At 38.2% G+C, this 20,458-nt stretch carries 19 protein-coding genes and 1 pseudogene; 9 read left to right on the top strand and 11 right to left on the bottom strand.

Going from position 1 to position 20,458, the window contains the following annotated elements:
* Positions 1-91 precede the first annotated feature (91 nt).
* The 9 genes and pseudogenes from LLF28_02525 to LLF28_02485 form a co-directional block, all read right to left on the bottom strand.
* A complete protein-coding gene (locus LLF28_02525) occupies positions 92-1,498 on the bottom strand; it encodes an HD-GYP domain-containing protein (GenBank protein MCE5194321.1) in 1,407 nt (468 codons plus the stop codon).
* A complete protein-coding gene (locus LLF28_02520) occupies positions 1,488-3,134 on the bottom strand; it encodes a HEAT repeat domain-containing protein (GenBank protein ID MCE5194320.1) in 1,647 nt (548 codons plus the stop codon). Before LLF28_02520 ends, LLF28_02525 begins: the two co-directional genes overlap by 11 nt.
* A gap of 36 nt (positions 3,135-3,170) precedes the next feature.
* Positions 3,171-3,455, bottom strand: a complete 285-nt coding sequence (locus tag LLF28_02515; GenBank protein ID MCE5194319.1) for a hypothetical protein — start codon at positions 3,453-3,455, stop codon at positions 3,171-3,173.
* Positions 3,442-4,251, bottom strand: coding sequence for a twin-arginine translocase subunit TatC (tatC, locus tag LLF28_02510; protein ID MCE5194318.1), 810 nt, complete (start codon positions 4,249-4,251; stop codon positions 3,442-3,444). Before tatC ends, LLF28_02515 begins: the two co-directional genes overlap by 14 nt.
* Before the next feature lie 246 nt (positions 4,252-4,497).
* Positions 4,498-4,620, bottom strand: a pseudogene (locus LLF28_02505) (twin-arginine translocase TatA/TatE family subunit).
* A gap of 29 nt (positions 4,621-4,649) precedes the next feature.
* Positions 4,650-5,438, bottom strand: a complete 789-nt coding sequence (locus LLF28_02500; GenBank protein MCE5194317.1) for a hypothetical protein — start codon at positions 5,436-5,438, stop codon at positions 4,650-4,652.
* Positions 5,439-5,485: 47 nt separating this feature from the next.
* Positions 5,486-7,582 (bottom strand): adenylate/guanylate cyclase domain-containing protein, encoded by a 2,097-nt coding sequence (locus LLF28_02495; GenBank protein ID MCE5194316.1) that lies wholly within the window; start codon positions 7,580-7,582, stop codon positions 5,486-5,488.
* Positions 7,583-7,621: 39 nt separating this feature from the next.
* Positions 7,622-8,665: a FecR domain-containing protein gene (locus tag LLF28_02490; protein MCE5194315.1), complete on the bottom strand. Its 1,044-nt coding sequence runs from the start codon at positions 8,663-8,665 to the stop codon at positions 7,622-7,624.
* Positions 8,666-8,766: 101 nt separating this feature from the next.
* Positions 8,767-9,828, bottom strand: coding sequence for a 3-methyl-2-oxobutanoate dehydrogenase subunit VorB (locus LLF28_02485; GenBank protein ID MCE5194314.1), 1,062 nt, complete (start codon positions 9,826-9,828; stop codon positions 8,767-8,769).
* A 125-nt stretch (positions 9,829-9,953) separates the two neighbouring features.
* On the opposite strand from LLF28_02485, the gene glyQ reads away from it, so the two are divergent.
* Positions 9,954-10,826 (top strand): glycine--tRNA ligase subunit alpha, encoded by an 873-nt coding sequence (glyQ, locus tag LLF28_02480; GenBank protein MCE5194313.1) that lies wholly within the window; start codon positions 9,954-9,956, stop codon positions 10,824-10,826.
* Here the strand turns inward: glyQ and LLF28_02475 are convergent, their stop codons facing one another.
* The gene (locus tag LLF28_02475; GenBank protein ID MCE5194312.1) at positions 10,827-11,573 is read right to left on the bottom strand and encodes a hypothetical protein; all 747 of its coding nucleotides are present in this window, start codon (positions 11,571-11,573) and stop codon (positions 10,827-10,829) included.
* A gap of 109 nt (positions 11,574-11,682) precedes the next feature.
* On the opposite strand from LLF28_02475, the gene glyS reads away from it, so the two are divergent.
* The 8 genes from glyS to LLF28_02435 all read left to right on the top strand — a co-directional run bounded on the left by glyS (position 11,683) and on the right by LLF28_02435 (position 17,708).
* Entirely contained in the window at positions 11,683-13,746 is a 2,064-nt protein-coding gene (gene glyS, locus LLF28_02470; GenBank protein MCE5194311.1) for a glycine--tRNA ligase subunit beta, read from the top strand.
* A gap of 75 nt (positions 13,747-13,821) precedes the next feature.
* Positions 13,822-14,004, top strand: a complete 183-nt coding sequence (locus LLF28_02465; GenBank protein ID MCE5194310.1) for a ferredoxin — start codon at positions 13,822-13,824, stop codon at positions 14,002-14,004.
* Between the two features lie 14 nt (positions 14,005-14,018).
* Positions 14,019-14,591 carry a flavodoxin family protein gene (locus LLF28_02460; protein ID MCE5194309.1) on the top strand — a complete coding sequence of 191 codons (573 nt, stop codon included), beginning with the start codon at positions 14,019-14,021 and terminating at the stop codon, positions 14,589-14,591.
* Positions 14,592-15,039: 448 nt separating this feature from the next.
* Positions 15,040-15,600, top strand: coding sequence for a zinc ribbon domain-containing protein (locus LLF28_02455; GenBank protein ID MCE5194308.1), 561 nt, complete (start codon positions 15,040-15,042; stop codon positions 15,598-15,600).
* A gap of 163 nt (positions 15,601-15,763) precedes the next feature.
* Entirely contained in the window at positions 15,764-16,213 is a 450-nt protein-coding gene (locus LLF28_02450) for a hypothetical protein (GenBank protein MCE5194307.1), read from the top strand.
* A gap of 21 nt (positions 16,214-16,234) precedes the next feature.
* Positions 16,235-16,528 (top strand): hypothetical protein, encoded by a 294-nt coding sequence (locus tag LLF28_02445; protein ID MCE5194306.1) that lies wholly within the window; start codon positions 16,235-16,237, stop codon positions 16,526-16,528.
* Between the two features lie 3 nt (positions 16,529-16,531).
* The gene (locus LLF28_02440) at positions 16,532-17,122 is read left to right on the top strand and encodes a hypothetical protein (protein ID MCE5194305.1); all 591 of its coding nucleotides are present in this window, start codon (positions 16,532-16,534) and stop codon (positions 17,120-17,122) included.
* Between the two features lie 148 nt (positions 17,123-17,270).
* Positions 17,271-17,708 (top strand): N-acetyltransferase, encoded by a 438-nt coding sequence (locus LLF28_02435; protein MCE5194304.1) that lies wholly within the window; start codon positions 17,271-17,273, stop codon positions 17,706-17,708.
* 246 nt (positions 17,709-17,954) lie between these two features.
* Here LLF28_02435 and LLF28_02430 read toward each other — a convergent pair whose 3' ends face one another.
* Positions 17,955-20,390 (bottom strand): AAA family ATPase, encoded by a 2,436-nt coding sequence (locus LLF28_02430; GenBank protein MCE5194303.1) that lies wholly within the window; start codon positions 20,388-20,390, stop codon positions 17,955-17,957.
* Positions 20,391-20,458: the final 68 nt, after the last annotated feature.

Here is a 20,458-nt window from a genome sequence, read left to right as displayed (position 1 = left end):
GAATGTTCATTCTTGTCAATTTAATTAAGCTAAAAAGCCTTTTAGCCGGTAAAATGGGTACTTAACAAATAAAAAAAGTAGTTTCTGAACCTTAAAGCAGATATTCCGCAAGATTTATTTTATATTTATTAGGATCCATTGTCCTTACAATCGTTCTGACAAATTTATTTTCTTCGTTTTTCTCGGTTAAATCAACAATATGACTTTCAACTTTCTCGCCGCTGCTGTTCATGACAAGAAGAATTTTGGGTCTGTCAAGATACATGGAATCGCATTGATAAACCAGCCCAAGTTCTTTACTGTCGAGCATAACCAGTGTGCCGACAGGAAAAACTCCAATCATATTGATAAAAAATTTAAATAGGATTGGGTCCAACTGAGTGCCTGCGCGATCCATCATAAGACTCAGCGCTCTGTCCGGAGGCATTGGTATGCGCGAATAAACTCTTGAGGATGTCATACCGTCATATTGATCAGCAAGACTTATTATTCTCGAGTAGAAATCAATCTCAAATTCTTTTTTTACCTTGGGATACCCAGAAAAATCATAGTTCATATGATGTTCAAATGCCACAATTGCAGCCCTCATTGAAAGATCATCAAATCCCCTGAGTCTTAATATTGCCCTGAATCCCCAGAAAGGATGTCTTCTCATTATCTTCCATTCCTCATCTGTGAAACTTGTAGGTTTATTCAGCATATCAGCTGGAATCTCTATCTTGCCGATATCATGAAATATCCCCACCAAACCAAGTTCTGTTAATGCTTTTTTTGTAAGTCCCAGCCTTTGTCCAAGAGCAACAGACAGGATGCTTACATTTACACAATGGTGATATGTATATTCGTCATAATCTTTTATAGCAGTCATGCCTATCAGCAATTGTTCTTCCTCAAGGATTAAATCAACCATTGACTCAACCACTCTTTTTGCTTTTTTTATACTTACGCGTTCTCCTGATTTTATTTTGCTTATAACACCTTTGGTATATGCAACGGCATTAAAATATGTTTTCTTTACTTCCTTGCGAATATCGAATCCTGTCTCTGTATTTTCCTCTTTTATTTTTCTCAGCTTGCCGACCTGCAAAACATCAACAGTTTCCATCTCTTCAGAGAGAGCCTCGAATGGATGCTGGGAAAAGATTGATCCTGTAAAAGCCTTTAAAAATTTTTGCAGATGTTCTAATTTAACAACATCAGTAAAAACAACACTTCCGAGTTCACGTTTTTTAAATTCTCTTATGAGAAAATCAAAATTAGTCAGGTATTCAAGGGAATATCTTATCCGTATCTCGTTTAGATAAAAAAATTCACCTCCAACTTCCAATGTCAGCTTGCCCTGCTGTTTTACAAGCGGATTTAACGTAGCGGCAAGTTTTTCTATTGCTGCTGTAACAGCAATATTATTCACATCATGTATTAGAGCGGTCCTTGCAATAACTGCTAGCTGGTTTACTATATCTTTTGAACTGGACAATAACTTTTCGTTATCTTCCATACTCTATCCTCTTAATCGCAGTATCAACATATTCCCAAACTATCCTGCTCTTTGAATCTCTTGCCTTGTATAAAACAGGCAAAACATCCTTGTTTCCAATAAGTCCGAGACAATATGCAGCGCAAGCTCTGTTTTCGTCATTTGAAGCTCTTCTGAAAAATGATTTCTTGTTTAGAGTCCTGACAAGCAGTTCAATAACATCAGGGTCTTTCCATCTGGATAAAACTTCATAAAACTCCTTTTTTTCATTAATACCTGCTTTATTAAAAGACTTATCTGATAGGTGATTTAGAATTGTGCTTTTAGCTGACGGAGCTGGAATATTAGCGATTGCTCTTGCAGAAGCTGTCCTTATCTGTTCGTCGGTGTCATCAAGACAGTCTCTCAGTGCAGATAACACACTAAGGCTTCCCATCCCTCCCAAAGACTTTATTACCTCTTTTCTAACCCTTATATCACTGTGATTTAATGTCTTCAAAAGAAAATCTACTGATTTTTTATCTCCTATCTTTCCCAGAACGTAAATTACATTTCTTACAACATACCATCTTGTGTCATACAATCCTTTTGCAATAGCCTGCATGTCTTTTTTCCCGAGAACTACAAGTGCATTTATAACAGCCTTCCTGCCTGGAATCGTCTTTAAGTCGCCAAGTATCCCCATTAACGGCTGGATGGCGCTTTTATCAAGGTATTTGGCATATTCCTCAATTGTTTTTTCTTCAAATTCAATACCGCTGTTTAGAAATTCGCCAAGAAGCTTTATGCAAGTGTCAGAACCAAGAAACAGAGAAATCGTCTTCAAATGTTTTTTTACTTCATCAGGAATATCAGATGAATCGATCGTGGACTGAACATAATTCATCAGTCCTAATGCTGCCTCGATATTGCCGTGTGTTATGGAATATTCAACAGTGCCCCTTAAAAAATGAATTACATCCTCATAATCTCCTGTGCTCTCTGCCTGATAAAGCACCTCAAAAATAAGCGCAATAAGCTTGGGTAATTTGTCATGAGAATCTTTTTCGATTTCGATAACGAGTGTCTGCAGGTCTTTATCGCTAAGGGGAACTACTGATAATTCAGAAACAGCATCTTCACCAAAAGCCTCGGAATATGCCCTTGTAAGGTTGTCGTAACCCTCTTCTGCTGCGCCCTTTACTTCATTTACCGCCTTGGTCTCATAACCATCATCCTCTGTTAAAAACGCTTCGTCTACAGCATATTTAATGTTTTGAAAATCCTTTTCCCAGAGGAGGGTAACAACATCATCATCAAGAACTTCCCTGTCATAGTCAACAGTAAGGATTTTCAAAAAATCCTCGAGTTCTTTAGGTGCAAAACCTTTTTTAAAAGTAATCTCTCTAATCCCGTCTTTGAACAGAAACAAAGCAAGATTATCTTCTTTTTCCGGATTATGATATATCTGCTCCGAGTCAAGAAACAACTCGTTCTGTTTTATTTTTATTGTAAGCTGGTCTTTGTAATCTAAGTAAGTTTTAAATTTTACATATGTATCGTCAAGAAGCTTGGTATACATGGGATTGCTTTCAGGATAAAGCCTGAAAGTTTTTTTTGCCTTAAGAAGCGCTGCAATTATATCCTTTACAGCTCGTATATCATCAAGAACATCCATTATGAAAATTTATCATAAGGAATATCACGTGTCAAATCAGACAAGGAGTATCCTTCTTTCCCGTGCAAAATTTTTGATTATCATAATAGCAGACTGTAGCCTTTGTAATCTTACATTTCTCATTCTTATTGACTGTATATCGTTTACGGGAATTTTTTCGCTTCGTATTAATACCTGAACCTGAATTATCTCATGATAAATTCCTGTAAGCGATTCTTCATCAAGCGGCTTTAAAAACAATGGATTGACTGTAATATAGCTGTCAGCTATATCCAATGCTACTGCCTTTAAACTTTTTCCGCGTATGCTACTTAGACTCATCCCCTGCCTCTGCCTTTACCTGTTTCCTGAAAAAAATTCTTGCTATAAGTATGCCTGCTTCATAAAGAACAATAATCGGCACTGCCATAAGAACTTGATTAAATGCATCAGGCGTTGGGGTGAGAATTGCAGCTACGATAAAAGCTATGAGGATAGCGTATTTTCTGTTCTTAGCAAGAGCAGCAGGTGTAACAAGGCCGATACGTATTGCAAAAATTATTAAAATCGGAAGCTCAAAAATTGCGCCGAAAGCCAGCAAAAACTTAATGCAAAAATCCATATACTGCCCTACAGAAAGCATAGGCATCAAAATATCGCCGACTTTATAAGTAAGCAAAAATCCAAGAGCAAACGGTAAAACCACAAAAAAACAGAATGCTGCCCCGATCAAAAAAAGCACTGTCGCAGCACATATAAACGGTAGTACATATTTTTTTTCTTTTTGCAGAAGACCCGGAGATATAAATTTCCAGATTTGTGAGAATATTACAGGAAGTCCGACTATAACAGAAGCAACCATAGCAATTTTCATGTTCATCCAGAAAGCCTCGGCAGGAGCCAGGAATACCAACTTTACCGTTTGCGGAAGTTTCTCCTGAGGGATAATGCTGACAAAAGGACTGTTTATTGAAAACAACATGGTGTACTTAAGAGGGAAAATCATAGCATTAAACAATTCTTCGGAATAATTAAATGCTACCAAAAAAATAGCAAACAAAGAAGAAATAGATATTAAAATTCTTTTTCTAAGATCAACAAGGTGCTCTGTCAACGGCATTTTGAAATCATTAAGCATTGGGGTCAACCTCTTTCAGAATTAAAAATTAAGGAATATGTTTCCTTATGAAGCTTTTTCGTCTTTCTTGTTGTTTTTTTTCTTGTCTTCTTTCGCTGCTTTTTCTTTTTGCTGAGAATCAATTACAGGATAAGCTTCAGCTATTTCATTTATTTCTTTATTGATCCTGTCCAGTGTTTCAGATGAAATAGGTTCCTTAACTTCACGAAGCTCAGAATCCATCTGTTCCTTGACACTATACATAGCCCTCCTGACATCAGTCAGTGTCTTGCCCAGTGTCTTGCCAAGTTCAGGAAGTCTTTTCGGACCAAAAACCAGAAGTGCAACAACAAATATCACTATTAATTCCTGCATACCTATATCAAACATTATTTAAAATCTCCTGTGTTGTCCGATTTCTACTTTTCTTCTTCGTAAATAGTTTTTATCGGCCTTTTCTCTTTTGGAAAAGTTATTGCCAGAGAAAAGAGCAATCTGTATTCCGGATTTCTGTCTTTAAAATCAGTGCCGATGCCGATTGTCGTAAATATGTTCTCAGCAATTATGAATCTATATCCAAGTCTTCCTTCAATCTGATCGAATTTATGAAAATCATTGGTTGCCTTTGAATATATTTCTCCGATTACCTTGAAATTATGAGCAGCTGAGAAATCAAATCCTGCTGAAAAGATAAGTTCATCCTTGAGATTACCAGATGCAGCTTTCTCATAAAATGCATTAAGGTGGCCGCTGACAGGGCCGACTTTTTTGCTCATGATAAACCCTCCGCCTATTCTCCCGTCTGTACTAAATTCCTGTCTGCCAGAATTCAAAGAAACATTGATCATATAAGCTAATGACGGGTCATACTTTCCTTCATCAGAAAATCTATGCTTGATTCCTAATGCAAAATCTTCATAGCCGGATTCCCCCTGATAATCATGCACATAAGGCAATGTTGAGGTAATTTCGATATTATCTTTGATTCCATATGAATACTGTAAAAGATAATTGTAATAACTTACATCTGCCGATTTCTCGATACTGATCCCTGCTGCAGATTTTCCTTTTTGCGGACTGTCAGTTGTAAATGTTGAAAAAATTCCATACGGTGAAATTGGTTGAATACCTTTTATATCATATGCGCCAGCGTCCTTGACCAAGAGGAAGCACCAGAAAAAAAGAAAGATAAGAATGATTTTTTTCATCAGTACACCTTAACAAAAAGAAACTGTGCCTGTCAATTAATCAGTTCTTACTTTTTCATTGATATAAATATCCCATCCCAGCTGTCGGAAGGAGGATTTTTTATATATTCATTGCATCTATCAGCATACATTTTTGACACGTTATCATTATGTTCAGTCGAAAGCTTTTTAAACGAAGCTAGGGCTTTTTTGAACTCTTTTCCCCTGTAAAATTTCAGAGACTTGGAAAATTCTTCAGCAAGTTTTTCATTCTGTTCTGTCATAAGTTCAAAAATAGCTACTGGTTTTTCCTTGCCTACAACTTTAAGAAGATCCAGTTCTCTTAGTATGAATTTGTACTTTACCCTATGTGCTGTGTATTCGCTGAGTATAATGTGAGTGCCGTAATATTTATTCTGGCCTTCGAGCCTCGAAGCAAGATTTACAGTATCACCGATCGCAGTATAATCAAATCTCATGTCAGCTCCCATATTGCCGACTACTGCATAGCCTGTGTTTATGCCGATGCCAATATTAATATTCGGCAATCCATTTTCCTTGAAGCTTTCATTGATAATATTAAGTTCACTCAGCATTTCTACTGCTGTCTGGCATGCCTTTAATGGGTGGTCAGGAACATCAAGAGGCGCATTGTATATTGTCATTATTGCATCTCCAATATATTTATCAAGTGTCCCGTTGTTTTTCAAAACCACCTTTGTCATCGGGCCTAAATACTCATTAAGAAGCGATACAAGCACATCAGGCTGAAGCTTTTCAGATATTCCTGTGAATCCTCTGATATCAGAAAAAAGTATTGTTACTTCTTTCTTTGCTCCGCCAAGTGAGAGCCTGTCAGGATTCTTTATTATCTCACTCACCAGTTCAGGAGAAATGTAACTTGAAAACGCTTTTTTTAAGTATCGGTTCTTTTTTTCGAAAACCAGATTCCTGTATGCTTCAGCTCCGACAAAGGCTATTGCCGTTGATGATAAAGGATAGAGTACGCTCATATCGATCGAGTATGTTTTAAATAACGAGTAATTTAAAAACGCATACGCGAAAATAAGAAGAATAAAGGCCATCAAACCGAGAAAACCATTTCTGAGAAAACCTAGAATTAAGACCAGGATTACAGGCAATAAAAATAAACAGAGCATTTCGATACCGATGATTCTTGTATCTCTTATTATAAATCTCTCTTGTAAAACACTTGACGCAACAGTAGCGTGAATCTCCACGCCGGGAAAAGCTGATTGCACAGGGGTTGCTCTCATGTCATAGATCCCGACTTCAGTTGCGCCGATAAACACGATTTTATTTTCCAGATCATTTTTCTTAATTCTCTTTTTTATTACGTCTACTGCAGACAATGTAGTGAAGGTTCCCCCCCTGCCGTAATAATTGACGACAAGCTTACCGCTCTCATTCGAAGGAATAGACATCTGCCCTAGCCTTAGTGTAGATACGCCAAAAGATGCAATGTCCAGCATTATCTCTTTTTCCGTATAATGCCTCAATGCCTTTAATGCAAGCGAAGGATATATCTCGCCCTGATAAAGCATAAGAAGACTCGCTTTTCTGACAAGACCATCAGGGTCGGGATCAGTATTAAAAAATCCAAAATCCAATGCTCCTTGGCCTATAAGAGGTATATTTGCTTCAATAAAAGGCCGTTCTGATATTGGGACTGATGTAACACCTTCTTGGATTCTGACAAGTTTTATTTTCGAGGATTGCAGCTGTGAGATTGCTTCTGTATCCGGTTTTTCTTCTTCATCCCTGAAAAAATAACCTAATATCACATTCCCGTTTTTCTTTATTGATTTTGATAGTATCTCGTCGTCTTTCTTGTCTGAGGTTTCAGAAAAGACAATATCGAGGGCAGAGACTTTAACCCCGTATTCTTTCAGGCTGTCCAAAAGTTCTGCCATAACTGAACGTTTCCAAGGCCATCTGCCAATTTCATTAACGCTCTTTGAATCAATTGCTACTATTACAATTCTGTTATCAGGCTGAATAGTTTTTCTTATCTTGAATCTTGCATCTTTCAATTTAAGATCAACAGCCTCAAGAAAATCCACCTTTTGTCTATAGAAAAGAAAAGTGGCAATTGCAGCAATAATGCCAATGGCAATGAATTGCAGAAGCTTGGAATATTTCATTTGTGCTGTGCCAGTATCATATTTTCATATAAAGATTATCTATTCTTTTATCGTTTTAAGAATAGTCTCTACATTGCCGGCATTCTTGCCGGACGGAAAATCTTTTATATACTGCTGCAATCTCTCCTTTGCCTTTTTTGTGAAACCCATCTCGTATAAAAGCATACCTGTCAGGTATAAGGCATTTTCTCTCTTTGGATTGTCAGGGTACTCCTCGAGAACAAGAAGGTATTCTGCAAGCGCTGCTTCGCTGTTATTCAAAAACCTTGAGTATACAGCCCCCCTCTCCAGTCTTGCATCGCTTCTGATGTCTGAATTATCCGAAAGATCAATCGAGATCTGAAAAATATAAAGAGCCTCTTCGTATTTCCCTACATCAGCAAGATAATGACCGTAATTTATATTCCATCTTGCAATTATATGAGGAAGATTTCCTGATGTTTCCCATTCTTTCGGCGGTTTTGACGCAGTAATGGAATCAAAATATTTTTTTGCTGTATATAAAGGAGTATTCTTTTCAACTTTAATTGGATCAATAGGAGTGAAGCCTCTTGTGTTCTGCACCATTGTGTCTGTTGTTAAAGGTTTATCGACACCTGCTGCTCCTGATATATCTGCAGTTCCTTCATTGCCAAAGAGAACGTTTGCATATCCCTGGCTCATCATCATGAATTCTGTGCCCTTTATTCCTGCAACAGCAGTAGGGCTTTTTACTTTATAATCTGTCTGCTGGCCTGCAATCTTTGTGACAGTAGCCCTAAGCTTTCCTTGCGCAAGGCTGAAAATACCTTCTTTCTTTGTACTGGAAAGAAGAAATTTATCTATCTCAAGTTCAGTGTTATTGGCAAGAGTAAAAGTGCTTCCATCAGCCAATAAAAGTTTTGCCCATCCATCTTTGCCTGTTTTTACCCAATAGCCGACTTCAAGTCCAGATCCTTCTTTTGCCTTCTGATAAGGAATATTCGCCTTGGTTCTGAAGAGAACTTCGCCGTTTGTTTTTGAAATCTTTCCAACAGCAGCGTAAACCGGAGCAATAAATGCTATTAAACATACTGCGATTAACATCAAAGTTACTTTTTTCATAATGACCTCCGTTTTACAAAAAATAACTGTAATAATGGCACTTTCATCTAAGAGGCTATCAAAAAACTAAAGGCAAAGTCAAATTTGGAAAATAATAGGAGCTAATTTTTTAAGGTGTGTTTTTTACTCAAAACATCATATACTTCTTCAGGCGTCATCATTGCACCGCCTGTCCTGCCGTAGAATGAAACTTCAGACCTGCCATTTACTGCAAGTCTTACATCCTCGACCATCTGGCCAGCGTTCAGTTCTACTGTCAGGAATTTTCTGCCAGGAAAAGACAGAGATCCAAGTTCCTCTTCAGGAAATGGGAATAAAGTAATCGGTCTGAAAAATCCAATCTTAACTCCTTCTTTTCTCAGTCTGTTCACTGCTGATAAAGCAACCCTTGCCGCAATTCCGTATGCAACAACTATTGTTTCAGCATCATCAACATTCAGCGTTTCGCATCTTGTCTCTTTATATTTCATTTTTTGGTATTTATCCTGAAGTATATTGTTTCTAGATTCAAGTTCGCCCTCACCCATATATAGTGATTTAATAACATTAGGCTCTCTGTCAGCACATCCGGTCAATGCCCATGTCTTTGGCGAAAGTTCAGGTTTGATATACGGTGTTGGCGTGAACGGCTCCATCATCTGTCCGAGAATCCCGTCTCCAAGAATCATTACAGGAGTTCTATATTCATCCGCCTTGTCAAAAGCAAGCATAGTAAGATCCCAGAGTTCCTGCAGATTAAAGGGAGCATAAACAAGCATATGATAGTCTCCGTGGCCGCCGCCTTTTACTGCCTGAAAATAATCAGCCTGACTGCCGGAGATGTTCCCTAATCCAGGCCCTCCCCTCTGCATATTCACAATAACTGCCGGAAGTTCAGCGCCGCATAAATAAGATATGCCTTCTTGTTTCAGGCTTATTCCCGGACTGCTTGATGAGGTCATTGCACGCTGTCCGCATGCAGAAGCTCCGAAGACCATATTTATAGCAGAAAGCTCGCTCTCTGCCTGTATGAATACCCCGTTTACTTCCTCCATGCGCCATGAGAGATATTCAGGTATCTCATTCTGCGGAGTGATCGGATAGCCAGCATAAAAACGGCAGCCTGCTGCAATTGCAGCTTCTGCAATCACTTCATTGCCGCGCATAAAAAGTTTTTTGCTCATGAAAGACATTATAACATAAGAAATAATCAGAACTGACAGTTACCTAAAAAACTATAACGACACTAATCTTTGACGATTCCAATATGTGTCTGATATAATCCAGAAAACTTTTCATGAGAGGTAATATGTATTTTCAGGATGTAATACAAAAGCTTAATGAATTCTGGGCAAAGAAGGGATGCGTTCTTCTCCAGCCATATGATATCGAAGTTGGCGCAGGTACATTCCACCCTGCAACATTTTTCAAGGTCATTGGTCCTGAGCCTTGGAAAACAGCATATGTCGAACCTTCAAGAAGACCTACAGACGGAAGATATGGGGAAAACCCGAACAGATTGCAGCACTATTATCAGTATCAAGTAATACTCAAGCCCTCTCCTGAAAACAGCCAAGAGGTCTACCTTGAAAGCCTGAGATATATTGGCATTGACCCCGGAAAACATGACATACGCTTTGTAGAGGATGACTGGGAGTCTCCTACACTCGGCGCATGGGGGCTTGGATGGGAAGTATGGCTTGACGGGATGGAGATTACACAATTCACATATTTCCAGCAAGTTGGAGGAATTGATCTTAAACCTGTTTCACTAGAAATAACTTACGGGATCGAACGAATCACAATGTATCTTCAGAATGTTGACAATGTCTACAATCTCGACTGGTGCGAAGGGATTAAATACCGGGATATTCATCATATCGATGAGGTTGAGTTTTCAAAATATAATTTCGACTACGCTGACACAAAGCTTCTCATGCGGCAGTTTAATGATTACGAAAAAGAATGCAAAAGATTAAATGATATCGGTCTTGTTCTGCCGTCTTATGAGTTTTGTTTAAAATGCTCTCATACATTCAATCTGCTTGATGCAAGAGGCGCTATCTCTGTTACAGAGAGGACTGGTTATATTGCAAAAGTAAGAACACTTGCAAGACTCTGCGCAAATGCCTATTTAAAGCAGAGAGAAGAAATGGGCTTCCCGCTTCTTAAAAGCTTCTAATTATCCCTTAATCTCCACTAAAGCATTTTTATCAAAAGGATTCATTCTTATCGCCATTGAGAAGAGATAGGGATAATCTGCCTTAAGATGCATCATGTATGATATCCATCCGACTATCAGTCTTATATACACCCTTTTAATATCTATCAGCAGGTGCTCATGATCTGCATGCGTCAGATTCGAGACATCATTCCTATTTGTTAATTCCTCTGTTAAATGAAATACTGCCCAAAGAATATCAGTAAATGATTCATGCTCAAGAAGATTTGGATTCTGCAGAAGTCCCAGCAAAAATCCCCTTTTATTTTCGAGAAAATTTCTCAGATTTTTTATGTCATTATAGGTGCATTCGATTTTACAGTCATATTTTTCAAAATATGCATGTCTGCTTATAAATTCTTTGTTAGTCCAGTTATTGTCTACAATTAATTTATTTCTGGTCTTTTCAGACTGGCTGTCAAATGACGAGAATGATTTTAATAACGATATCCCTACTTCGCTGAAAAATGCGCCTATTACCATATTCATCTTTTTAAGCAATGAACGTTTTTCTCTCATACTTAGCAGACGATGAATAATCAGTGTAACAAGCAATACCTCGATCGGAACAAAGGCTATCTCGCCAAGCATATAAATAAATATGTGATGGGAATCTCTGAATATCAGATAATGGATAAAATATATGAGAGCTGAAAGCGATATTAATGATAAACCTAAAACAACCTGCCAGTTAAAAAACTTTTTCATTGTTCCCTCCAGAGAAAAATGCTAACAAACCAAACTTCCCTTGTCAATCACTCTTTTGTAAGGTTATAATGTTATGCTTTTAAATTTTTCATGCAGGAAGAGGTAACTAATGGCTCAGGCTACAAACCAGTTTTCATCACTGCTTCTTGAGATCGGCACAGAAGACATTCCTGCCAGATTTATCCCTGTTGGGATGGAACAACTGAGAGAAAATACAAAGACACTTCTCACAGAAAACCGTATAAAATTCGACGATATAAAAACTTACGGCTCTCCAAGAAGGCTCGCTGTTATTGTTAACGGCATGAGCAAGAAACAGGACAGCAGAACAAGGGAAGTCTTTGGCCCTCCTAAAAAAATTGCGATTGATGCGAACGGCAGTCTCACAAAAGCAGCCACAGGGTTTGCAAGTTCTCAGAAAGTAAGTCCTGAAAGCCTTGTGATAAAAAGCAATGACAAGGGAGAATACATTGTTGCTGTTATAGAGGAAAAAGGCGTTGATGTAAAAGACCTTCTTCCTGAGATTATGAAAAAGATTGTATTTTCCCTGAAATTCCAGAAATCAATGCGCTGGGCAGATAACAATATCAGATTCGTGAGGCCTATAAGATGGCTTTGCGCACTGCATGACAATGAAATAATAAAGTTTGAGATTGACAGAATATCAAGCAACAATATAAGTGCAGGACACCGCTTCCTGTCACAGGGTTCGTTCCAGATAAATGATATTTCCAGCTATGTACAATCGCTTTCTGAAAACAAAGTCATAGTAGACCTCGAGGAAAGGAAAAAGATCATCTTTGAAAAAATTCAGAGCATCTCAGAATCTGTTAACGGAAGACCTATAAAAGATGATCTCCTTATTGAGAATGTAGCTAATCTCGTGGAATACCCCGTGCCTGTTCTTGCAGCTTTTCCAAAAGAATATCTTAATTTGCCAAAAGAACTCCTTGTTACTGTGATGAAAGAGCATCAAAAATACTTTGCAATAGAAGACAGATCAGGCAGGCTGACAAATCATTTTATAGTTGTAAGTAACACAACTGAGAATAACAAAGATAATATCAAGTCTGGAGCTGAAAGAGTAATCAAGGCCAGATTTGAAGACGCAAGATTTTATTTTGAAGAAGACAAGAAGAAGACCCTCAAGTCTCGAGTAAATGATTTGAAGAATGTCACATATCAGGACAAGCTAGGGACATTATATGACAAGACACTGAGAGTTAAAAACATCTCTGTTTATCTTGCATCAAAAATCAATCCTTCCTTAAAGAAAAAAAGCGAGGAAGCAGCAATGCTTTCCAAAACAGATCTTATAACAGGCGTTGTAAGAGAGTTTCCCGAGCTTCAGGGGATAATGGCTAAATACTATGCTGTTCATGACAATGAAGACACAGAGGCTGCACAGGCATTATCAGAGCAGTACTATCACGGAGAAAAGATCCCTGAATCAGATACAGGAACAATACTAAGCCTTGCAGACAAGATCGATAATATAACAGCATTTTTTTCTATAGGACTTATTCCAACCGGTTCTGAAGATCCTTTTGCATTAAGAAGGCAGACACTCTCGTTAATAACAATCCTAACAAACAAGGGATACAGCATTACATTCGAAGACATCATTGATTTCACACTAAGAAACTTGAAAGTAAAAAAACCTTCTGAGATAAAAAAATCATTGTTCCAGTTTTTTGAGCAGCGCCTAGAGCCTTTATTATCATCACAGGGATATTCGTATGAAGTGATACAGTCAGTGCTGTCATCATCAACTCAGACGCCATTATCAGAATTCAGGATGAGACTCGATGCTGTAAAAGAATTTAAAACAGACAGCTCATTCAACGATTTTCTCACTGCGATAAAGAGGGTAAGAAATATTATTCCAGCTGAAAAACTGCCTTTTCTTAAAACAGGACTTCTAAAACTCGAATCTGAAAAAAAACTCAACAAAAGCCTTGCAGACGTGCTGCCTGATTTTGAAGAAGCATTAAAGAAAAAAACCTATCTTGATTCTCTCAAAATACTCACAAGATTAACTGAACCTATTAATAATTTCTTTGATAATGTCCTTGTTATGGACAAGAAAAAAGAGATTAAACTTAACAGATTGTCGCTGCTCAAAAAAATCTGGGATAATGCATCAGAGATTGCTGATTTTTCAAAACTATAGGCATTCAGTTATACTATTCAAAATTCGATTTAAGATTCTCTTTAATGAGAAGATTTTTATAAAGGAGGTATTTCGATGGCAAAACCAGTAATTGATGCAGAAACATGTATCGGCTGCGGAGCATGTGTTGAGATCTGCCCTGAGGTTTTCGAACTTGCAGATGACAAGGCTGTTGTTATAGGCGCTGATAAATGCGATAGCTGCAACTGTCAGGAAGCTGTTGATTCATGCCCTGTTCAGGCAATCTCGCTTGATTAAGGATAAAAACTAAAATGCAGATAACCGCATTTCTCGGAAGCCCGAGAAAAGACGGAAATACAGAATTGCTTTTAAAAGAATCCATTAAAGGGGTTGAGGATTCAGGATTTAGAGTTCAGGTCTTCAACCTCTCTAAGATGAAAATCTCTCCGTGTCTTGACTGTGACGGCTGCGCTGAAACAGGGCTGTGTGTTATTGATGATGAGATGGTTCAGATATATGATTCAATAAGACAGTCAGACAGAATAATACTCGCCTCTCCCATATTCTTTTTTGGGTTAAGCGCCCAGACAAAGATAATGATAGACCGATGCCAGGCATTTTGGTGCGAAAAATATATCTTGAAAAAAAACATTCCTCCAGGAAAGTTCGGAAGAAAAGGGCTTTTGCTTCTTGTCGGCGGGATGAAAAATGAAATTGGGATAACATGCGGAGAAGCAACTGCAAAGGCTTTTTTCAGGACAGTCAGCATGCCTGAACATAAAACCTTAAGCTATCTTGGTGTTGATGCAAAGGGAGAGATTCTTAAAAAACCCGATGCATTAAAACAAGCATACGAAGCTGGAAAAGAACTGGCAAAAACTTAGTTAGCGTACTTCTCCTATAAATTCACAGTTTTTATCTTGTTTTATTTGTGCGTGCTTGCAGTTGAAACACGCAATACAAACTTTTCTCAAGCTGCCTAACCCCAGCCTTGTAAGTTGAAATTTCAAATATTTTTTATCTTAGATTATGAATAAAATTCTTAAGAAACCCTGTCTTGATTTTCGCATTTCGGCTGTTTATTTTTTCCTGAAGCCACACTTTACAAGAGCTTCAAAACAGTGTAAGTTATTATTGGCAATTAAGCATGAAAACATCGAGAGTTATATGACTAACATACAAATTACGATATTATCAGAGCGGTTATTTGGTTGACTAACATCGGATTTCCGTTGTTAGTCCCATTAACGGTCTAATTACTGGTTGTACGAAGATAATAAATTAAGAACAACGGCATAACCTGCTTGCATGCAGAAAAAAGGAGGCATTGTCATGGACGAAAATATTGAAGGATATGAATATGAATGTGCTGGCTGTGGCACCCCTGTAAAACCCGATGAGCCAAAATGTCCAAAATGCGGTGAAACCTTAGAAGGCCTCATTTCTATTCCTTCTGATACACCTGCCTCCTTAGCAGGAATAAATGAAGAAGATTTCGTTACCTTTGTCGAGGAAAATGCAAACAAATATTTACAAAAGTTTCGGAAAATAGAGGCGGGCGAGAAACCATGGCTTTGGCCCGCCTTTCTATTTGGACCTTGGTGGCTGGCACATCGGAAACTTTATTTGTGGGCATTGCTTGCTCTTCTTCTCGAAAGAATTCCTTTCGTTAATATCGGTGCTCATATATGCTGGGGTATTTATGGCAACACTCTTTATTACAAAAGATGTAAAAAGAAAATTCTGAAGATAAGAGCAAAATATCCAGCTTCTGAAATCTCCTCTCAACTGACTAAAAAGGGTGGCGTTAGTATAGTCATGCCGCTACTCTTCGTGATAGCAACAATCGGCGTAATTGCGGCAGTTGTCTTTGGGCACTTTTTCGGCAAATAATGAGCATGGGATTAAAAAATGACCATAAAAAAGGCCGCGTACAACAATACCATCGAGACCGACGCCGAATAGCGTCGGTCATTTTTCCGTAAAGGTTCTGTGGCGGCGCGGCTCATGGCCAGCGTTAGGCACAAAATAAAATGAATAATAACTGCAAAAAGAAATGAACTACATATCTTATAGAGTCTCGCTATTCAAGCTGAATCGCCAACGAAGCAAAGTAGACAAATATTACAAAAAAGAATATAAAGAAGCCAAAAAGACAGGCGACAGCAACAAAGTTCAGGAAGTCGGCTCTCTCGCAAGCCATGAACTGCAAGAAGTAGATGACGAAATTCAATATTTAGAACAAACATATATTATAGCCCTTGCCAGACAAATGCTGTTGACCGTACCACCCGTCATCGACGAAGAAAAGGGCGGACTATGGGAGCAGTCAAACTCCACAGGCAAGTGGCTGCTGACAACTGAAGGACTTAGGCAACTCAGGGCAATAGTACGCACGGAAAAAAAAGAAAGAACTGACTCACTGTCGAGGTGGGTAACAATAATTGTTGGTTTAATAGGCGCAATTACCGGCTTAATTGCAGTAATAAAGACAATAATGAAATAAATGAAAAAATATATTTCACCATTGTTAGTTGCTCGGCTTGTAGCAATCGCCTTACTTGTATGGGCGTTAGATCGTCATCCTTACGGCTACTATCAAATACTACGCTGGGTTGTTTGCGGCTCTGCCGCATACACAGCATTCGTTGCAACTGAGTTAAAGAAAATATTCTGGGCATGGTCTCTCGGCATTACAGCGGTGCTTTTTAATCCAATAATTCCCATCCATTTAGATCGTGAAACCTGGGCGGTTATTGACATCGCTGTTTCAGTACTTTTTGGAGCATCAATTTTCCTGGTACGTGAACAAAGGGGGTAAGCTATGTTGAATCGCATTGTAAGTATTTTTAGTGTTCCAATCATGATAATGAACTTTGCAAGTGGCATCATTGGGGGTATTTGGCTGGCCTTTTTAGGTAAATGGGGCCTAATTGGAATCGGGCTTTTGTTTTCGCTTACTTCGCATTGGATATTTACCCTCTTAATGCTACCAAGTCTGGCACTTATTCCATTGGGTGTATATCTTTATGAAAAAAAGAATCCATTACGTCATGTCGTTAACTATATATCCCAACTATATACAAATATTTTAATCATTATTACAATCTTCTTTGCATATTCAGTCTGTCGAAGTTTTTATACAGGAAATATGGGGGTCGGGTATATTCCGTATCTGTTGTGGTCATGGGGCATGGCTTTAGGCCCTTGGCAATTCTTCGCGTCGAAGGAGCCCGACAATGCGTTTTCAGCCATTACCCTGTTTAGCGCCTCGGTATTCTACTTCCTATTTTTATCCAGTCTTTTTATTAGTCCGGCTCTCGTTATCATCGTACTCTTAGTTTTTGGGTTTGTGCAATTAATCGCGCTTCCCATCTTTAATATGTATCTTGAACGTCAAATGCAGAATGACTAATACAATCAAACGAAAATAAAAAACAAATGCCTAACAAAAAAATCAACCCGACTGGCGATAAGCGCGGTTTGGTTTTCAGTTTTTGCAATTGCGCCAGCGGGTTATTGTTTTCGTTAGCTGGATGCTTCGCGCAAGAGGGGTGGGCGGTATGGGAATAGCAATTCGTCTGGAAAATGAACGAGATTATTTTTATGTTGAGGAATTAACGAGGGAAGCTTTTTGGAATCTATATTTCCCTGGATGTAATGAACACTATCTGTGTCATATTTTAAGAGACCATAAAGATTTTATTAAAGAACTTGATTATGTTGCAGAAATAGACGGAAATGTTGTTGGTTCAATTATGTATACAAAATCAAAGCTTATTGGAGAGGATGAAGAAAGGGTAGAAACAGTATCATTTGGTCCTTTGTGTGTTCACCCAGACTATCAAAGAAAAGGAATTGGTACAGCACTAATTGAAAAAACAAAAAAAATAGTGCAAGAAAGAAATATTCCAGCAATAGCAATTTATGGTGATCCTCACAATTATTGTAAGCATGGTTTTAAAAATGGAATTGACTATAACGTAAGCAATATGATATGAATGGAGAATTTCCATTGGGATTGCTCGTGTTAGAAACGAAGCCCGGATTTTTCGGAGATAAAAAATGGAAAATAGAACAAAGTGATGCTTTTAATATAGATAATAGTCAAGTAGAAGAGTTTGATAAACAATTTAAGAAAAAAGAGAAGAAATTTAAATATAGTCAGGATCTTTTTAGAATGCTGATTAGCGCATACTTGAGATAATTCAGATAACAACTAGATAACTCCAGATAAATTAAGTCTTTTATTTGTCCTTGTTATCTGCTGATTTTTCTTCTGACTCCTCTTCTCCCTTACCCTTTTCCTTTAATGCAGCAGATATCTCGGCCAAACGCTTAGATACCAGATAATTGACTGTGTTCTCAGGATACGTACCGTCTTCATTGAGTCTGCCGGCAGACATTCCTGTAAGTATCTCCATGCCTTCTTCAACGCGTTTGATCGGATAAATAGAAAATTTTTCTGCCTTGACTGCGTCAACGACATCTTTCTTGAGCATGAGATGCCTGATATTTTTTTCTGGAATTATTACTCCATGACTCCCGTCAAGCCCTCTTAATTTACATAATTCAAAAAATCCCTCTATTTTTTCATTTACTCCACCTATAGGCTGAACATCTCCGTTTTGATCCATTGAACCTGTTACTGCAAAATTCTGCTTTAACGGAATGTCTGCAATGCTGCTTAAAAGAGCATAAAGCTCTGCACATGTTGCGCTGTCGCCTTCAACCATATCATACAGCTGCTCGAATGTTATTGACGCAGAAAGACTTATTGGTTTTTTTGTTGCAAACATGCTTCCAAGATAGTTTGTCAGAATGAGCATTGCCTTTTCGTGGATTTTTCCGCTCATCTTTGTCTCGCGCTCTATATTCACAACACCGGCCTTGCCGATATAAGTCTTTGCTGTTATCCTTGAGGGTTTGCCGAAGCTGTAATCCCCCATATCGAGCACAGCAAGTCCATTAATCTGTCCTGATCTTTCTCCTGATGTGTCAACAATCAGAGTACCTTCTGCAATCATCTCACGAAGACGCTCTTCAATCCTGTTATTTCTGAAAATCTTTTCATTTATAGCAAACTCAACAAATTCAGCTGTAATCACATTGCTCTTAGACTTTGATGCCCAATAGTTTGCTTCCATTATCAGATCAGTAACCTCACTGAAACGCGACGAGAGCTTGTCCTGATGCTCGGCAAGTCTGGCTCCATATTCAACAACCCTGGCAATTCCTGCTCTGTCCAAAGGAAGAAGTTTTTCATCTTTGCATTTTGTTGCAATAAAAGAGGCATATTTATGCATGTTCTCTTCTGTCCTCTCCATCCTGCTGTCAAAATCAGCCTTTACCTTAAAAAGTTCCCTGTATTCTTCGTCAAGATTAAAAAGAAGATAATAAAGATTAGGATTGCCGACAAGTATTACCTTAATATCAAGTGGTATTGCCTCAGGCCTGAGTGTTGTAGTTGACACAAGCCTGTACTGCTCCCAGACATCGTCTATTTTTATTTCTTTATTTCTTATAGATCTTTTCAATGCATCATAAGCAAATATATTTTTCAAAAGATCCAGCACATCAATAACGATATACCCGCCATTTGCCTTGTGCAAAGAGCCTGCCTTAATCATCGAAAAATCAGTGACAGCAATGCCGTACTGAATCTTATGTTCAATTCTCCCGAACAGATTAAAATATGTAGGGTTGCTTTCGAATATAAACGGCGCTCCTTCGCTTTCTTTGTTGTTAACTAAAACATTGACCGCATATCTTGTAAATGTCGGTTCTGTTTTTTGCATCCTGAACAAAGGCGATGCTCCTGACTGCTGATCTTCCGATGCCTTAAAATCTTCAAGATGCGCAAGGATATCTTCCTTCACATTTTCGAAATATAAAATTATCTTTTCAGTGTCCTGATACTTATTTTTAAGCTCATCTATCATATGGCCGACAGCGCCTAATGCAGCCTCTCTCTCAAGTCTGTTCAGCGTCTCCTTGACAAGTTTCTCTCCGTCACGCAGTATTCTTACGACATCATCCAGCTTTTCCTGAAGCATTTTTCCAAGCTTGTCTATTTTCTTTTTTGTATTTTCCTCAAGCTCTTCGAATTCTTCTTCGTTTAATGGTTCTCCTGTTTTTTTAATCGGGACTATGATAAGCCCGCTCACTGTCTTTCTAACAGAAAAACCTTTTGTTTTTGCCTCATCTTCAAGTTCAGAAAACAAATCTTTTTGTTTCAGCTGAAATTCATCGATTATAGTGCTCTTTTGTTTTGCATATTCTTTTGTTTCAAAGACCTTTGGTATTTCAGCTTTAAGTATTTTTATCAGTTCATCCATATCCTTCTGGAAAGCAAGAGCCCTTCCGGGTTCTAGTGATACTGCTATTGGCGCATCAGGGTCTTTGAAGTTATAAACATAACACCAGTCTGACGGGATTGGTTCCTGAATAGACTGTTTTGCAAGAATTGATTTTATGGTAGTCATCTTGCCTGTGCCGTTTTCGCCAAGGATAAAAATGTTAAAACCGGAATTCTCGAGATTTATACCGAAATCAAGCGACTTTAATGCCCTTTCCTGCCCTATTGTACCTTCCAGAGAAGGAAGTTCGTCTGCTGTCTTGAACTTGAAGATATCAGGATTGCAGCGTTTGTAAAGCTGATCGACGTTTAATTTTTCCGGCATCACATTCCTCCTGAATTAATCAATGAATGTAAAAAACTTATCATAAAAAGGCCAGAATGTCCATTACG

This window comes from Nitrospiraceae bacterium (assembly GCA_021373015.1).
GTDB lineage: Bacteria > Nitrospirota > Thermodesulfovibrionia > Thermodesulfovibrionales > UBA1546 > JAJFTJ01.
The sequence above is the reverse complement of the archived record's forward strand: the minus strand, read 5'-3'. Positions and strand labels throughout refer to the sequence as shown.

Bases quoted from the DNA above. Each gene is read 5' to 3' on its own strand.
- LLF28_02435 (MCE5194304.1), top strand. From the start codon at position 17,271: ATGGGAATAGCAATTCGTCTGGAAAATGAACGAGATTATTTTTATGTT.
- LLF28_02515 (MCE5194319.1), bottom strand. From the start codon at position 3,455: ATGAGTCTAAGTAGCATACGCGGAAAAAGTTTAAAGGCAGTAGCATTG.
- LLF28_02450 (MCE5194307.1), top strand. From the start codon at position 15,764: ATGAACTACATATCTTATAGAGTCTCGCTATTCAAGCTGAATCGCCAA.
- glyQ (MCE5194313.1), top strand. From the start codon at position 9,954: ATGTATTTTCAGGATGTAATACAAAAGCTTAATGAATTCTGGGCAAAG.
- LLF28_02500 (MCE5194317.1), bottom strand. From the start codon at position 5,438: ATGAAAAAAATCATTCTTATCTTTCTTTTTTTCTGGTGCTTCCTCTTG.
- LLF28_02475 (MCE5194312.1), bottom strand. From the start codon at position 11,573: ATGAAAAAGTTTTTTAACTGGCAGGTTGTTTTAGGTTTATCATTAATA.
- LLF28_02440 (MCE5194305.1), top strand. From the start codon at position 16,532: ATGTTGAATCGCATTGTAAGTATTTTTAGTGTTCCAATCATGATAATG.
- glyS (MCE5194311.1), top strand. From the start codon at position 11,683: ATGGCTCAGGCTACAAACCAGTTTTCATCACTGCTTCTTGAGATCGGC.
- tatC (MCE5194318.1), bottom strand. From the start codon at position 4,251: ATGCTTAATGATTTCAAAATGCCGTTGACAGAGCACCTTGTTGATCTT.
- LLF28_02460 (MCE5194309.1), top strand. From the start codon at position 14,019: ATGCAGATAACCGCATTTCTCGGAAGCCCGAGAAAAGACGGAAATACA.
- LLF28_02485 (MCE5194314.1), bottom strand. From the start codon at position 9,828: ATGAGCAAAAAACTTTTTATGCGCGGCAATGAAGTGATTGCAGAAGCT.
- LLF28_02455 (MCE5194308.1), top strand. From the start codon at position 15,040: ATGGACGAAAATATTGAAGGATATGAATATGAATGTGCTGGCTGTGGC.
- LLF28_02465 (MCE5194310.1), top strand. From the start codon at position 13,822: ATGGCAAAACCAGTAATTGATGCAGAAACATGTATCGGCTGCGGAGCA.
- LLF28_02430 (MCE5194303.1), bottom strand. From the start codon at position 20,390: ATGCCGGAAAAATTAAACGTCGATCAGCTTTACAAACGCTGCAATCCT.
- LLF28_02490 (MCE5194315.1), bottom strand. From the start codon at position 8,665: ATGAAAAAAGTAACTTTGATGTTAATCGCAGTATGTTTAATAGCATTT.
- LLF28_02525 (MCE5194321.1), bottom strand. From the start codon at position 1,498: ATGGAAGATAACGAAAAGTTATTGTCCAGTTCAAAAGATATAGTAAAC.
- LLF28_02520 (MCE5194320.1), bottom strand. From the start codon at position 3,134: ATGGATGTTCTTGATGATATACGAGCTGTAAAGGATATAATTGCAGCG.
- LLF28_02495 (MCE5194316.1), bottom strand. From the start codon at position 7,582: ATGAAATATTCCAAGCTTCTGCAATTCATTGCCATTGGCATTATTGCT.